Below are 14,063 nucleotides of genomic sequence, written 5' to 3'. Positions count from 1 at the left end.
AGTCAGCATCTGATATGCGATAAACACCTTCCCCAAACGGCAAATCTGAACTGCCCCAGTAACAGCATATGTACACAAACCCGCACATATAAATAATATTATAAACAATTAAATTTATCTCTATGATTTTATGACAACTATAGTATAACTCCTCAATAGATGGGCATACCCGGGGTTCACCCGGGAGTAACTGGGGAGTTCGCTTTTGCCCGGTCCGGTTCATGCGACCTGTCGCAACTCCCCGCGGGTAATCCGGAGCCGCACTCAGGTTTATCTCTGATTCCGGAATGTCGTGCGATGATACGGTTCTTTTCGTTGTCAGATTTCCCTCCACCTTATCCAACCCATCCCCGCTTCGGGTCGGGAATGCCCTGTGAACAGCTGGACCCGTGAAGGAGGGCGGGTAAGGAGAAGTTGTTGACAGCCGGACTAAAGAAAGGTATGCTCATAAAAAAGAAAGGGGCTGGTTTATGACCTTTCACATCTATCTGGATTCTAATCCTGTTTTCCGTGTGAACATCATCGCCGAAAAGATTGTAGAAGAGGGCGAGAATTATGTCCTCTATGATGACAAGGGCAACAAGGTTGCCGAGTTCAAGAAATCCAAGATTCTAGGCTACGATATGAGCGAGTTCTAATCCGGTTCTTCGGAAAACGGCTCCTCGTTCAGCTCCCCTTCCCGCTCCTCAATCAGCTTATTAATCTTGAGCTCTGCCGCCTGCAGTTTTTCCCGACACTGCCGCGCCAGCTTCACCCCGCGTTCAAACAGCGCCAGCGACTGCTCAAGCGGTAGACTGCCATTCTCCAGCTGCTTGACTATCTTCTCCAGCTCGGCAAGCGCCTGCTCAAAATCAATTTTTTCCTCATTGTTCTTGTTTCCCATTTTTTCCTCCCGGGATTTTTTCCTGCACCCCGCACCTCAACCTGCCGTCACTGAGCAGAACCAGCATCTCTTCTCCAGGTTCCACCTGATTTATCTTCTTGATTAATGTCCCATCCGCGCTGAAACACAACGCATAGCCCCGTGCGAGAATGGCAAGCGGACTCAAAGCCTCAAGTGCGCCGGCAAGACGCGCCAGCCGGGTGCTCAAGCCTGTGACTGTACCGGTAATCGCCTGCTGCAATCCGGTCTTCAGTCCGTTCAGCTGAATCATGCCCTGCCGGATTTTCACTGCCGGATTCTGATGACTGAGCCGTTCCCTCAGCCGGTTGAGGGTTTCATTCCTAACACTGATCAGCCGGCGGAAGACGTCTCTCATCTCCGCCTGCAGGATCTCGGCATGATGATGGAATTCCCGGACCCGGCGCACCACCTGCTCAAATGCCCGGTGCCGGCTGAGTTCATCAATCCGCTGCTCCAGATGAAACAGCAGGTCCTGAATAGTCATTACCAGTTCCTTTTCTGTCTGTTCAAACCGCTGCTCCAGCTCCTGCCAGCCCTGTGCCACTTTCTGAGCAGCGGCGGTCGGAGTTGCCGCCCGGTAATCGGCAACAAAGTCCGCAATCGTGTAGTCTACTTCATGGCCAATACCGGTAACCACCGGAATTCGCGAGGCAGCGATCGCCCGGGCGACAATTTCCTCATTAAAGGGCCAGAGATCCTCAATTGAACCGCCACCCCGACCCAGGATTATTACCTCCACATCATCCCGCCGGTTGAGCCCGGCAAGGGCGCGCACAATCTGTTCGGCAGCACCCTCCCCTTGAACCTGGACCGGATAAAGAAGCACCCGGCAGTGCGCCCGGTGGAGACGCAGCGTCTTGAGCATATCCCGGATCGCCGCACCGGAAGGGGAGGTGACAATCCCGATCACCCGTGGCAGTCTGGGCAGCGGACGTTTGCGTTCGGGGGCAAACAGCCCTTCCTTTTCCAGTTTCCGCTTGAGCTGTTCAAACGCCTGCTGCAGAGCGCCGATGCCCCGGGGCTCGATCGTATCAAGAATGATCTGGTATCTCCCCGAAGGAACATAAATTTCCAACCGGCCATGGGCAACAACCTGCATCCCCTCCTCCAGTCGGAATTTCAGCCTCTGAGCTGAGCTCCTGAAGCAGGCGGCATCAATTTGTGCCCCCTCATCCTTCAGTCTAAAATAGATATGTCCGCTGGAATGATAGTTCAGGTTTGAGACCTCACCGGTAATCCAGAGATCGGAAAAATACTCATCAAGCATCTCGGCAACGAGTGCATTTACCTGAGAAACGGTCAGGATTTTTCTTGCGGGAGCGGTTGCCACTGTCTGCCTAACCGGATCGGCTATTTCCGGGAATAATCATAAAATCCTCTGCCGGTCTTGCGTCCTAGATAGCCGGCAGCCACCATCCGGCGCAGCAGCGGACAGGGACGGTATTTCGGGTCTCCAAGATCCTGATACAGCACCTCCAAAATCGCCAGCACCACATCCAGACCGATCAGATCTGCCAGCGCCAGTGGACCCATCGGATGATTCATCCCCAGTTTCATCACCGTGTCGATCGCCTCCCGGTCCGCCACCCCAGTTTCCAGACAGAAAATTGCCTCATTAATCATCGGCATCAGCACCCGGTTGGAGACAAAACCGGGCGAATCGTTGACAACCACCGGGGCTTTCCCCAGTTCTTTGGACCGGGCAACAATTTCCTCAATAACCGTCCCTGCAGTCGCCAGACCCCGCACCACCTCCACCAGCGGCATCAGTGGCACCGGGTTCATAAAATGCATCCCCGCTACCTTCTCCGGTCTTCTGGTTGCTGCCCCCAGCAGGGTGACCGAAATGGTGGAGGTATTCGTTGTCAGAATCGCATCCGGATTGCAGATCTTATCCAGCCGGGCAAAAATATCCTTCTTCACCGCCACATTCTCGGTGACCGCTTCCACCACCAATCCGCAGTCCCTGCATGCCGCCAGCTCCAGATTCGTAGTAATGCGCCTTACGGTCTCCTGCGCACTCTGGGAATCAATCTTTCCCTTTTCCACCAGTTTGTCGAGGGATTTTTTAATCGCTGCCAGCCCGTTATCAATCAGCCGCTGTTCCACATCCACCAGCACCACCTCGTAACCGTTCTGAGCAAAAACCTGGGCAATGCCGGACCCCATTGTTCCGGCACCAATTACACCAACTTTTTTATTATTCAATCTGCCTCCTTTTCTGTAAAATAACCTTTTTAATGATTAATGTCAATTCTGCCCCTGCCAGTTGCGAATCAGCTCCAAGAACCTCTTCCCGTTCTCTTCGTTAAAACGGAACCTGCCGTCCGGCATCAGCTGAACAAGCAATTGGGGTTCCTGATGTTTGAGCCAGTTAAAAAACTGGAGCCCCTTGCCGATGAGCTCAGCCCGGCTTGCCGGTTCCAGCCGGATGCGCACCCGGTTGATCTTCCCTTCTTCCAGCAGAAAAACCGCCTGATACTGCAGCGGACTGCAACCCAGCAGTTCAAGCCAGCTGTTTTTCTCCTCCAGCCGGCAGAAGACTGAATCCGCTTCCATCCGCAGTTCAACCAGCTTCAACCGGGCTTTCACCACCTGTCCGTAAGCCAGAAAATCGCCGATTTCAGCCCGGCCCTGAGCCACCACACCCAGCCCGGCGATCTCAATTCCGGGTTCACTGGTAAAAAGTCCCAGCAGCCGTGAGGGACGCCTCTGTCCAAAACCCTCGACGAACCGCTCGACATTAACGCAACCCCGAAAATATGGACCTGCACGCTCATCAGCTGGTTCAAGAACAGCGGCACACCCGGCAAATATCAAGAGCCAGTAGCAGTTTTTTGCCACTTAATGTTTTAACCGATACCCGGGCGCAATCAAGCTCAAGCTGATACGGCGTTTTTCCACAATTGACAGTCGCTTGAAACCGGTTATCCTTTACAAATATGGTCCGCGTGTGCGTGCTCTTTGCTGCCGGTATCAACTGCGACGAGGAAACCGCCCATGCCTTTGAACTTGCCGGAGCCTGTCCGGAAACGGTCCACATTAACCGGCTGAAGAAAAAACCCGCTCTACTCCGGAACTATCAGATTTTTGTAATTCCCGGCGGATTTTCCTATGGCGACTATATTGCCTCCGGCCGGGTGCTGGCAAATGAAATTAAACATAATCTGGCAGAAGAAATCGAGCGGTTTCTTGCCGAGGGCAAGCTGATTCTCGGCATCTGTAACGGTTTTCAGGTGCTGGTGAAAAGCGGGCTGTTACCAGCACTGGAAAAACCCTTTGAACCGCAGCGGGTGACCCTTGATGCCAATGACTCCGCACGTTATGAGGATCGCTGGGTTTATCTAAAAACTGAAACGACCCCCTGCGTTTTCACCCGCAACCTGCCTGAGATCGTGTATCTGCCGGTTGCCCACAGCGAAGGCAAGTTCATTGTTGATACACCGGAGACTCTCCGCCAGCTCAATGCCCGCGGACAGATAGTTTTCCGCTATGTCAATGCCCGGGGCGAACGGGCAGGCTATCCTGATAATCCCAACGGCTCAGTCGAAGGCATTGCCGGCATCTGTGACCCTACCGGCAGGATCTTCGGCCTGATGCCCCATCCCGAACGCTATACCAGACGGGAACACCATCCCCGCTGGCATCGGGAAAATTTGACAAAACCGGATGGAATTGTCATATTTGAAAATGCGGTCAACTATGTCCAGGAAAACCTCTGAACCTAAAGAGACCAGAATTACTAATCACCCGATATTAACCTTTAATCGGGGCAAGAAGGTCACTTTTTATTTTGAAGGCAAGCCGATGCAGGGCTACCTTGGGGAAACAATTGCCGCCGCACTGGTCGCCAACGGAATCAAGGTTTTTCGTTATACCGAAAAGCATAAGCGTGCCCGCGGATTTTTCTGCGCAGTCGGCAAATGCTCTTCCTGTCTGATGGTGGTGGATGGAGTGCCGAATACCATGGTGTGTATGGAACCGCTCCGGGAGGGGATACGGGTTGAGCGTCAGCACGGCCGGGGAAAACTGTAAAGGAGGCAGAGTGAAACACATGGAAATCGCAATTGTGGGCGGCGGACCGGCCGGACTGTCAGCAGGAATTGTTGCTGCTCGGCTCGGCGCGCAGGTAACCGTAATTGATGATAACTCCCGGCTTGGTGGCCAGCTGATCAAACAAACCCACAAATTCTTCGGTTCCCGAACACATTACTGTGGAACCAGAGGGGTTGACATCGCCGCCATTCTCGAACAGGAACTGCGCAAAACCGGTGCCGAGATTGTCCTTAACACCACTGTGATCGGCCATTTTCAGCCGAACATCCTCGGACTCGCCAGCAGTCAGCAGTTTACCAAACTTACCTATGACCGGCTGATCATTGCGACCGGTGCCTATGAAAATAACGTTCTGTTTGAAAACAATGACCTTCCAGGAGTTTACGGTGCGGGTGCAGTTCAGACGCTGATGAATGTTTACGGCATCAGACCGGGCAGAAGGGTACTGATGGTCGGTTCGGGTAATATCGGCCTGATTGTTTCCTATCAGCTGCTCCAGGCTGATGTGGAAGTTGCCGCAGTTGTTGAAGCACTCCCCTATATTGGCGGGTATCATGTCCATGCGGCTAAACTCCGCCGCTGTGGTGTACCAATCCTGACCTCCCATACGATCAAAGCTGCACTGGGAAAAGAGTATGTCACCGGTGCGGTTATCTGCAGAGTGAACCGGAAATTCCGTCCGATAAAGGGATCAGAGAAAAGACTTAAGGTTGATACGATCTGTCTGGCAGTAGGACTCTCCCCACTGATAGAATTGTTATCTCAAATCGACTGTTATCTCGTGTATATCCCGGAACTGGGAGGCTTGGTTGCCTGGCACGATGAAAACCTGCAGACCAGTGTCCCCGGAGTCTACGTCGCCGGTGATGTCAGCGGAATTGAAGAGGCATCCACCGCGATTCTCGAAGGCAGAATTGCCGGTGCCCATGCCTTTCTGTCCCTGAAAGGCAGGGACGCCAATCCGGAGGCAGAGGCGATTATCCACGATGCCCGGCAGGAACTGGCAGTAATTCGCCAGGGTCCATTCGGAGAGAAAGCCGCCCGGGGCAAAAAACAGCTGCAGCAGTATTCACCAGCTCGTCCGGTTATACCGCAATGAAACGCCGGAGCCGCGGATCTCCGGTCCGACCATCAATTCCGGTCAGAAACACCGGTTTGATCCGGAAATTCTTGCCCTATCTGATATTCAGCCTTGCGGTCTTGGTCTATTTCTGGAACATTCTTAATGGCAGAAGTTTTTTCTGGGAGGATATTCTTTATCAGTATTATCCATTTCACTACTTCCTTTTTAACCAGCTGCGCCAGTTGACAATCCCGGTTTGGAACCCGTACATGTTTAGCGGAATGCCGTTTCTTGCCGATATTCAGACCCAGGTATTCTATCCTCTGAACTGGCTGTTGGCATTTCTTTCCAGCAGCAGTCAGCGCCTAGTCTTCTGGTTCGTGGAATTCAAATGTATTTTACACATCCTGCTCGGAGGAGTTGGATTCTATCTCCTGATGCGGGAACTCCGGGCATCACCCCTTGCCGGTCTCGTCAGCGGAATGACCTTTGCCTTTTCCGGCTTCATGATCATGCATATCATCCATCTGACTCTGATCAGCACCTTTGCCTGGTTTCCGCTGATTCTGCTGTTCTTTTACCGGACGCTCAGTTCGCGGCAAATCAGAGATGCACTGGTAGATGGAGTACTTCTCGGCATCGCCAATCTTGCCGGTCATCCCCAGATGACATTACATATGGTATATACTCTGGGATTTTTATTTCTGCTTCACATTATTTCCAGCTGGCGTGTTGAACGCCGGCTTATTCTCACCACTCACCTGCCACTGTTCCTTCTGAGCATTCTCACCGGCTTTGCCCTTGCCGCCTGCGCCTACCTTCCCTCATACCGGTTTTCTTCCTTTACAGTGCGAGAGCTGATGACCTATGCAGAATCTGCTGAACTGTCCCTGCCGCCATCATTTTTTATCACAATATTCATACCCAAATTCTTCGGAAGTATTACCGGCAGTGGCACCGATACTGTAGAATTCTGGGGCAATCCCGCTGCCTACAGCTACTGGGAAACCGCTGTTTATTTCGGCATTATCCCTTTCTTCCTGGGTATTCTCGGTATTGCCTTCAGTAAACACCGGCTTCGCTGGCACTTCGCCCTGCTGGCATTGGTCGCCCTGCTGTTGGCACTCGGAAAATACACCCCGTTTTACCGGCTGACTTTTGAACTCCTGCCCGGATTTAACCGCTTCCGAATACCGGCACGGTTCATAAATCTCTTTACTGTTGCCTTTGCTTTCTTTGCCGGGCAGGGAATCGACGTGCTTCTGAATTCAAAACTGCCGGTTAAACGGCTGCTGACGCCGGGTTTCGGTCTGCTGGCGTGTGCGATTGTCTTCAACCTTGCCCTCTTGGCCGGCACCTTTAACCGGATATTTCCGGCACTGAATGAAACTTCTATCTTCAGCAACGCCATCAAGCAGTCACTATTGTTTGTTCTGCTTGTCACAGCAGCGCTTCTCTTCAGCTGGCTGACAATCCGTAACCGGGAAAAAAGCAGCGGCTTTGCCGCCATTCTACTCGTGGTGAGCTTTCTTGACCTTTACCAGTTCGGACACCGGTTTAACCAGAGCTCAGTAGGACCGGAAGAGTTCTATCCCCGACGTCCATTCATCGACCAGCTGGTTCAGGAATCCCGTACTTCCCCCTTCCGGATCAATGCCCGGGCGGGGCAGTATATGATCCTGCAACGCAACGAAGGCCTGCTCTGGCAACTGGAACTGCTGGAAGGATACACACCATTAAAACTCACTGACTATGTAACCTTTGACATACCCCAGCAACGTAAGAACAACCTGCTCAATGTCCGGTATCAGATAATGGTAGACTCAGTCAACCGTACTGCCGGATTAGTGCCGAATTCTGATGCCCTTCCCCGTGTCTGGCTGACCGATACCTTTGTAGTGGTAAACGACCGTCGAGAGATTCTGACCAGACTCAGCGAACCGGATTTTGATTACCGTCGGATTGCTGTACTGGAAAAACCCCCAGAACCGCTGCCTGAACCAGACAGTTTACCTGCCGGTTCAATCACAATTGTTCAGCGTCAGCCGGAAAAGCTGACACTCCGCGGGGAACTCAAACGGGCGGCACTGCTGATGATATCCGAAATATTCTATCCGGAGTGGCGCGCGACCATTGACGGTCAGCCGGCAGAAATCCTCCGGGCAGATTACTGTCTGCGCGCATTAGCTCTTCCTGCCGGAACTCATACAGTTATTCTCTACTACGACCGGGGGTTGCTCAACATCGGAATCCTCATCAGCATCCTGACTCTGCTGGCAGTAGCTGCAACTTTATTTATTTCTTTCCGGTTCAAAAATAAAGGATCAGCACCACGCTTATCATCCACAAAAGCACATCAATGATCAGTGGCAGATCGGTAAAAAGCACCTTCTCCGGTGCCCCTCCTTCCTCCCGCCGGTAAACCAGATACAGATACCGGTAAATACCATAGAGTACAAATGGCATGGTCAGAATCAGGTTGTGGGTACCGAATTTATGCACGGTTTCGGGTGCAATGGTATAAAGACAGTAGGTAATTACCGTGGCTGAAGTTGCCACGGCAATCATCTGATCCAGAAGCGTCTCTGAATACTTGCCCAGCACACTGCGGTGGGAAATTCCCCCGCCTTCCAGAAAGAGCAGTTCGTGCCGTCGTTTGGCAAGTGCCAGAAAAAGAGCAAGGAGAATAGTACAGACAAAAAGCCAGGGAGAAATCTGAACTGCAATCACATAAGTACCCGAAATTGCCCGCAGGGCAAACCCGGCTGCAACCACCATCACATCCAGCACTACAATTTTCTTGAGTACGAATGAGTATGCCAGCTGGAGTAAAAAGTAAATAGCAATCACCAGCCCGAACCGCCAATTCAGGTAAAAACCGCCCCCGACACCAACTGCAACCGCCAGCACCGCTGCCATCAGCGCGGGCAGGATTGGCAATTCTCCAGCAGCGATCGGCCGGAGACGCTTCTTTGGATGAGTACGGTCATTCTCACGGTCAACAACATCATTGATAATATAAACCGCACCAGATACAAGGCAGAAGAATATAAAGGCAGCTGCGGTCCGCATCACCTTATCCCAGACAAGCAGATTTTCAGAAAAGATCAGCGCCGCAAAAACCAGCAGGTTCTTCACCCACTGCTTCGGACGCATTGATTTAACAATGTGCTTGAACATTACACACAATAACTACTGATAATCAAAGTAATGTCAAACAACTCCTCAAATTTTTTTCGATAACAGGTTGACAATCAGCCGGGCGATCCGCCCGGTAGCACCTGCAGGTTCAAGTTTCCTTCTGACTGCCTCCAACTTTGCAATTACTGTCTGACGATAATCGCATTCATCAAGCAGTCGGGAAATCTGGCTGATCAACTGTCCCTGATCCGGGTTCAGATATTCCGGAACAACTGACTCCCCGGCAATGATATTGGGCAGTGCAAAATAAGGAATTCGGACGAAAAGCCGGACAAGAAACCTGCTCACCGTCTCCAGGTGATAAGACACCACCATCGGGATCCCCAGAATCGCCAGTTCTGCTGTCACTGTACCCGAGACTGTCAGAGCTGCCCGGGCTTGGGAAAAGACATCATAACGGTGTTGCGGTCCGGCCTGCACTATACCCGGTGGCAATACGCTTTCCCTGCCACCCACGATGACACCATGAAGTCTCGGATGCCTCGTTTGTAAATGCTGAAATGCACGGATAAAGAGCGGTTGATGAAAATCTACTTCATCCTTTCTTGTCCCCGGCAGTAAAATGATATATTCTTCCCCTTCCGGAATTCCCAGCGTTTCGTATACCTGCCTTCTGCTCATCTGCAACTGCAATGCGTCGTAGAACGGATAACCGAAATATACCGCTTGTATACCAGCCCGCCGGAAAAACTGTTCTTCAAACCTGAATAAACATATTACCTGATCTGCAGCCTGCTGCAGCAACTTCGCCCGCCATTTACCCCACGCCCAGCATTGAGGCGGCCCAACGATTATTGTAACCACCCCCGCAGCGCGGAGTTTCTTTCCCAAAGGCAGGTTAACACCGGGGCAGGATATCAGCACTGCCAAATCCGGGTGAATATTGCGGACTGATGTCAGCAGCTGATTAATTAATCTCCCTCCCTGAAGCAGTTTCGACAGTACCCTGGGAGTGAATCCGAAGGCATCACCGGCTACATCAGTGAGATTAAGGTAGCAAATTTCAATCTCACTACATATATCTCTGATTTTTTGGCTGAGCAGATCTGCAAGCACAAACCCTGACTTTTCCCCCGCAGCTATCAGCACGCGCATATCAAAAAACTAACGATTGACTGATTCAAGTCAACGCCGTGCCGACATTCAATCTTGACCATCTGCCTTAAAAATTTAACATCATATTAATCGGTGAATTTGATCAATTATCTGAGTGACGGGACTATTAATCTTTCTGTTATCCGGCAGATATCAGAAGTTGCCGGTTTGCTTCACCGTTTGAAATGGGCGCCGTCTCATGCCGGCAATTTTTCTCTGCGTCTTGGTCAAGTGTTACTAACCAAAATTTCCGGTGCTCGAATGCAACAGATTTACCACAATCCTCTGCCCTATCTCTGCCTGGTCTATCCGGCACACACCGGCTGCCGTTTCACCGTCAAACCCGCAGATGCGTTGCCCACTGAAGAAATCTGCGCTCACATTCTCTCCCAGCGGATTATCGCTCGATATCGCCCTCAGGAAAAATGGATACTCCACTCCCACCCCGGAGCTATAATCAGATTTTCTCTTGAACACACCCCCGTCACAGTGGAGTCGGTTTTAAAACGGCAGCGCGCGCTCGCAGTATCCGCAATTCCCTTCTTTCCAGCGGGCTCAAAACAGCTTGCCCGTGCCACCGCGAAGGCATTCCGATACGCCCGAGTAATCATCTGGTGCGGTCATGGTGCCATTGCCTCTGGGAAATCTCTGCATACAGCTTTTGAACGCATCAAAACTGTTAACGAACAAATCAGGAAGGTAGCTGCCAGTGGAAAATAAACACCCGAAACATCTTCCTGCGCCAGACGGAATTGAAACATTCTATGAGGTTCGGTCCCGCGATTCTAATCTGCCTCAGGAAGAGTTTCTGCGCTTACCCCGCCGCCCGGTTTACATTGTTCTTGACAATCTCCGCAGCGCCTTTAATGTCGGGGCTATTTTCCGACTGGCTGATGCCACCCGCGCCCAGATGGTAATTACCTGTGGTTACACTGCACATCCGCCGCATCGGAAGCTGGCGCAGACTGCACTGGGAACCATCAACACCGTTCCCACCTGTCACTATGATTCCATCACGGAGGCACTGCAGGAATTGAAACTGAAGCAGGTACAGATCATCGGGCTGGAAACCGTTGTCGGTGCCAGACCATACTATGCAGTCACCTATCATTTTCCCGTAGCAGTCGTCTTGGGCAATGAGGCGCTTGGTGTATCTCAGCCGGCGCTGCGCCTCTGCGACGAATTAGTAGAAATACCGGTGTTCGGCTTCAAGAACTCACTCAATGTTGCCACTGCTGCTGCGGTCATGCTTTATGAACTTCTGCGCCAGGGTAACTGGCTCAGTCCACCGGTCTGAATCTGGGAATACAGGACTTCAGCACCGGCCGCTTGTAGATACCGACACCAATGATAAAACTCCGCCAACTGATAAGCACAAAACCGTTTTCCACATCGGCAGCAGTCTCTACCGTTCCGCCATTGATCAGCTGTTTTGCCTGTTGTTCGTCAACTTCGATCTGGTTGGCAGTCGCTTTCCGGCCAAGAAGCTGCATCGCAAATGTTGTTGGCTTGACGGAATGCGGGAAAATCCGGCACAGACGCAGACCCCGCCGCAGCGGCTTCACTACGTTAAACCTGATTACTTCCGGTGTCCCGATAAAAACTGTTGCCTGTTCTGTAACGGTTTCAAGACCCTGAAGCCATTCTTCCGGGAGACCGAACCGGTTGCGCAGAAACTCAACTGGCGACATCATCAGGTTTTCTGATTAACGCAACGAAGAACGCCTCGGTATTATTATCCTGAGGGAGAATCCGGCGACAGCGTCTTATTGCTGATGGAAAAGTATCTCCCTCCCATTCTGTCAATGCCGGTCTCATGACGAAATTATCAAGCTCTACGGGCAGAATTTCGGCTTCGGGAAATCTCTTCAGCAGATAAGCAACCACCGCTTCGTTTTCCTCCGGTGCGATTGTGCAGGTCGAATAGACCATCTGTCCGCCGGGTCTCAGGGCCTGATATCCAGCACAAATCAACCCCTTCTGCACTCGGCTGAAATTCGCAATCCCCTGCACCGACCAGCGTCGCAACGCCTCCTCAGTCTTCCTGATCGTTCCTTCAGACGAACACGGTGCATCTACCAGGACGCGGTCGCAACTGGCGGTAAGCTTCCGGCCAAGTACAATTCCGTCCGCCCGACAGACCACAACATTAAGACAGCCCATACGGTCAATATTTCCGATCAGTCCCCGAAGCCGTTCAAGAGAGAGATCATTGGCGATAATCAGCCCCCGATTTTTCATCAGCGCCGCCATCTGCGTAGTCTTTGACCCTGGAGCAGCTGCCAGATCCAGAACCTTGTCACCGGGCCGAGGATCAAGAACCACCGGTGGAATCATTGACGCCGCTTCCTGAATGTAAATCAAACCCAGAAAATGCGCCAGCTGTCTCCCCAAACCCCGGCCATTCCTGACCGTATATGCAAATTGCAGGTAAGGCAGAGGCTCGGGATCAAGCTCCGCGAGTAACGGCATTACCTCCTCCGGTTCTGCCTTGAGTGTGTTAACACGGAAAACCTTGGGTAATGGGGTAAGCATCGCCTCCAGAAATAGATCGAAATCGGGAATAAACTGTTCATACCGGCGGCAGAACTCATCCGGAAAAAACTTTCGAACTCCGTTCATATCGTCTTCACCAGCATCCTTGACCACTGCTCCAGCCGTCGTAGTGCCTCCAGCTTTTCCCGGCGCCCGATTCGTGCTTCCTTTATTCCCTTCTCTAGAAATAAAAGAGACCGATCATATTCACTCCGGTTTACAGGATAGGGATAACCATCCTTACCACCGTGGGCAAAGGTATAGGTTACCGGATCCCGGAAGGACAGCGGGGCGCCGTAAATCACATCGGCAACCAGTGCCAGCGCCCGGACGGTCTTCGGACCCACACCCGGAACCAGCAGCAGTGAGGCAAAATCGGCTGGTGGCTGTTCGTAAGTTTTTATCAGCACCTTTTTAAGATAATCGGGCGAAATATCCTGGATCGAAACTGGATGCCGGGCTGGCAGTCTTATCTGCATGAATTCTTTAATCGTCTTGCCGGGAAATTGTCGGGCAATAAACGTCGCAGTTTCCCGGGCAGATTCTGCCTCGCGTGCGGTCAGATTCAGCACCGTGCCTCCGGCAGGGCCGGCAATGCCGGTATGGGGTTCGACGACAAAACTTTCCAGACCTTCCGAAAACCAGTGGTAGCGTCGTGCCCAGCCCGTTACCTCATTCATTCCCTGCTGGATCACCGCCCAATTTCCATCAATTGTCCCGATAAAAAGATGATGGTAAATCTGATACCCGTCCTGCAGGGCACTGCTGTCTACTTTGGCTACCAGCCTGCTGGTCTGAATCAGTTTATCACCATCGAGGCTGAACTGCTCAGCAAAAAAGCCGATCTCCTCCGGGGTCCGGCGTGATGCCCGCCCCTTGCCGCCACAGACAAAAACTCCCAGCTCCCGCTCCATTCCTCTGATCCCCTCCTTCAGCGCACCACACACCGTTGTCGTCAAACCGCTCGAATGCCAGTCAAAGCCAGCAACACATCCCAGACTCTGAAACCATACCGGATCAGAAAGGCGGCGCAGAAGCTCAAGCGCCCCGAACTCAAGGACAATCGCTTCCGCCACACTGCGCACCAGCCGTTTCATGCGCTCAAACAGCCAGCCCGGAGCGTGGCCGGAATGCAGAGGCAGATCAACGACACCCCGGCGCATACTAAATTTTAAACTGCACTACCTTCAAATCAAGACGGCTGTTATA

General features: G+C 52.1%; 16 protein-coding genes. 7 read left to right on the top strand and 9 right to left on the bottom strand.

The window, feature by feature from the left end:
• Window positions 1-470 precede the first annotated feature (470 nt).
• The gene (locus ABIK48_03215; GenBank protein ID MEO0021165.1) at window positions 471-638 is read left to right on the top strand and encodes a hypothetical protein; all 168 of its coding nucleotides are present in this window, start codon (window positions 471-473) and stop codon (window positions 636-638) included.
• Here the strand turns inward: ABIK48_03215 and ABIK48_03210 are convergent.
• From ABIK48_03210 to ABIK48_03195, 4 genes are read right to left on the bottom strand one after another with little or no spacing between them, the layout of a single operon-like run.
• Window positions 635-883, bottom strand: a complete 249-nt coding sequence (locus ABIK48_03210) for an exodeoxyribonuclease VII small subunit (protein ID MEO0021164.1) — start codon at window positions 881-883, stop codon at window positions 635-637. The genes ABIK48_03215 and ABIK48_03210 overlap by 4 nt on opposite strands.
• Complete coding sequence (gene xseA / locus ABIK48_03205) at window positions 864-2,234, bottom strand: exodeoxyribonuclease VII large subunit (protein MEO0021163.1); 1,371 nt, start codon at window positions 2,232-2,234, stop codon at window positions 864-866. Before xseA ends, ABIK48_03210 begins: the two co-directional genes overlap by 20 nt.
• A 20-nt stretch (window positions 2,235-2,254) precedes the next feature.
• Window positions 2,255-3,112: a 3-hydroxybutyryl-CoA dehydrogenase gene (locus tag ABIK48_03200; GenBank protein ID MEO0021162.1), complete on the bottom strand. Its 858-nt coding sequence runs from the start codon at window positions 3,110-3,112 to the stop codon at window positions 2,255-2,257.
• A gap of 42 nt (window positions 3,113-3,154) precedes the next feature.
• Complete coding sequence (locus ABIK48_03195) at window positions 3,155-3,748, bottom strand: nuclear transport factor 2 family protein (protein ID MEO0021161.1); 594 nt, start codon at window positions 3,746-3,748, stop codon at window positions 3,155-3,157.
• A 98-nt stretch (window positions 3,749-3,846) separates the two neighbouring features.
• On the opposite strand from ABIK48_03195, the gene purQ reads away from it, so the two are divergent.
• The 4 genes from purQ to ABIK48_03175 are packed head-to-tail and all read left to right on the top strand — an operon-like array spanning window position 3,847 to window position 8,386.
• Window positions 3,847-4,626 (top strand): phosphoribosylformylglycinamidine synthase I, encoded by a 780-nt coding sequence (gene purQ / locus ABIK48_03190; GenBank protein MEO0021160.1) that lies wholly within the window; start codon window positions 3,847-3,849, stop codon window positions 4,624-4,626.
• Window positions 4,607-4,939, top strand: a complete 333-nt coding sequence (locus ABIK48_03185; protein MEO0021159.1) for a (2Fe-2S)-binding protein — start codon at window positions 4,607-4,609, stop codon at window positions 4,937-4,939. Before purQ ends, ABIK48_03185 begins: the two co-directional genes overlap by 20 nt.
• A 19-nt stretch (window positions 4,940-4,958) precedes the next feature.
• On the top strand, window positions 4,959-6,059 hold the full coding sequence (locus ABIK48_03180; GenBank protein ID MEO0021158.1) for an FAD-dependent oxidoreductase: 1,101 nt from the start codon (window positions 4,959-4,961) through the stop codon (window positions 6,057-6,059).
• A complete protein-coding gene (locus ABIK48_03175) occupies window positions 6,056-8,386 on the top strand; it encodes a hypothetical protein (GenBank protein MEO0021157.1) in 2,331 nt (776 codons plus the stop codon). Before ABIK48_03180 ends, ABIK48_03175 begins: the two co-directional genes overlap by 4 nt.
• Here ABIK48_03175 and ABIK48_03170 read toward each other — a convergent pair.
• Together ABIK48_03170 and ABIK48_03165 are read right to left on the bottom strand one after the other, a co-directional pair.
• Window positions 8,334-9,203 (bottom strand): decaprenyl-phosphate phosphoribosyltransferase, encoded by an 870-nt coding sequence (locus ABIK48_03170; GenBank protein MEO0021156.1) that lies wholly within the window; start codon window positions 9,201-9,203, stop codon window positions 8,334-8,336. The two genes, ABIK48_03175 and ABIK48_03170, sit on opposite strands and share 53 nt — an antisense overlap.
• A 45-nt stretch (window positions 9,204-9,248) precedes the next feature.
• On the bottom strand, window positions 9,249-10,319 hold the full coding sequence (locus ABIK48_03165) for a hypothetical protein (GenBank protein MEO0021155.1): 1,071 nt from the start codon (window positions 10,317-10,319) through the stop codon (window positions 9,249-9,251).
• A 93-nt stretch (window positions 10,320-10,412) separates the two neighbouring features.
• On the opposite strand from ABIK48_03165, the gene ABIK48_03160 reads away from it, so the two are divergent.
• Window positions 10,413-11,039 (top strand): class II aldolase/adducin family protein, encoded by a 627-nt coding sequence (locus ABIK48_03160; protein MEO0021154.1) that lies wholly within the window; start codon window positions 10,413-10,415, stop codon window positions 11,037-11,039.
• The gene (locus ABIK48_03155; protein ID MEO0021153.1) at window positions 11,029-11,616 is read left to right on the top strand and encodes an RNA methyltransferase; all 588 of its coding nucleotides are present in this window, start codon (window positions 11,029-11,031) and stop codon (window positions 11,614-11,616) included. The genes ABIK48_03160 and ABIK48_03155 overlap by 11 nt, the downstream gene beginning before the upstream one ends.
• Here the strand turns inward: ABIK48_03155 and ABIK48_03150 are convergent.
• Genes ABIK48_03150 through ABIK48_03140 form a run of 3 tightly spaced genes read right to left on the bottom strand, consistent with a single transcriptional unit; the run spans window position 11,600 to window position 14,017 of the window.
• A complete protein-coding gene (locus ABIK48_03150) occupies window positions 11,600-12,013 on the bottom strand; it encodes a hypothetical protein (protein ID MEO0021152.1) in 414 nt (137 codons plus the stop codon). The genes ABIK48_03155 and ABIK48_03150 overlap by 17 nt on opposite strands.
• A complete protein-coding gene (locus ABIK48_03145) occupies window positions 11,997-12,941 on the bottom strand; it encodes an RsmB/NOP family class I SAM-dependent RNA methyltransferase (GenBank protein ID MEO0021151.1) in 945 nt (314 codons plus the stop codon). The genes ABIK48_03150 and ABIK48_03145 overlap by 17 nt, the downstream gene beginning before the upstream one ends.
• Entirely contained in the window at window positions 12,938-14,017 is a 1,080-nt protein-coding gene (locus ABIK48_03140) for a DUF763 domain-containing protein (protein MEO0021150.1), read from the bottom strand. The genes ABIK48_03145 and ABIK48_03140 overlap by 4 nt, the downstream gene beginning before the upstream one ends.
• Window positions 14,018-14,063 lie beyond the last annotated feature (46 nt).

Source organism: candidate division WOR-3 bacterium (assembly GCA_039801085.1).
In the GTDB taxonomy this organism is placed as follows: domain Bacteria; phylum Hydrothermota; class Tepidihabitantia; order Tepidihabitantales; family Tepidihabitantaceae; genus JAOABP01.
Note: the sequence above shows the minus strand (reverse complement) of the source record. Positions and strands in the feature narration are given on the sequence as shown.

Bases quoted from the DNA above. Each gene is read 5' to 3' on its own strand.
- ABIK48_03215 (MEO0021165.1), top strand. From the start codon at position 471: ATGACCTTTCACATCTATCTGGATTCTAATCCTGTTTTCCGTGTGAAC.
- ABIK48_03210 (MEO0021164.1), bottom strand. From the start codon at position 883: ATGGGAAACAAGAACAATGAGGAAAAAATTGATTTTGAGCAGGCGCTT.
- purQ (MEO0021160.1), top strand. From the start codon at position 3,847: ATGGTCCGCGTGTGCGTGCTCTTTGCTGCCGGTATCAACTGCGACGAG.
- ABIK48_03185 (MEO0021159.1), top strand. From the start codon at position 4,607: ATGTCCAGGAAAACCTCTGAACCTAAAGAGACCAGAATTACTAATCAC.
- ABIK48_03180 (MEO0021158.1), top strand. From the start codon at position 4,959: ATGGAAATCGCAATTGTGGGCGGCGGACCGGCCGGACTGTCAGCAGGA.
- ABIK48_03175 (MEO0021157.1), top strand. From the start codon at position 6,056: ATGAAACGCCGGAGCCGCGGATCTCCGGTCCGACCATCAATTCCGGTC.
- ABIK48_03170 (MEO0021156.1), bottom strand. From the start codon at position 9,203: ATGTTCAAGCACATTGTTAAATCAATGCGTCCGAAGCAGTGGGTGAAG.
- ABIK48_03165 (MEO0021155.1), bottom strand. From the start codon at position 10,319: ATGCGCGTGCTGATAGCTGCGGGGGAAAAGTCAGGGTTTGTGCTTGCA.
- ABIK48_03150 (MEO0021152.1), bottom strand. From the start codon at position 12,013: ATGATGTCGCCAGTTGAGTTTCTGCGCAACCGGTTCGGTCTCCCGGAA.
- ABIK48_03145 (MEO0021151.1), bottom strand. From the start codon at position 12,941: ATGAACGGAGTTCGAAAGTTTTTTCCGGATGAGTTCTGCCGCCGGTAT.
- ABIK48_03140 (MEO0021150.1), bottom strand. From the start codon at position 14,017: ATGCGCCGGGGTGTCGTTGATCTGCCTCTGCATTCCGGCCACGCTCCG.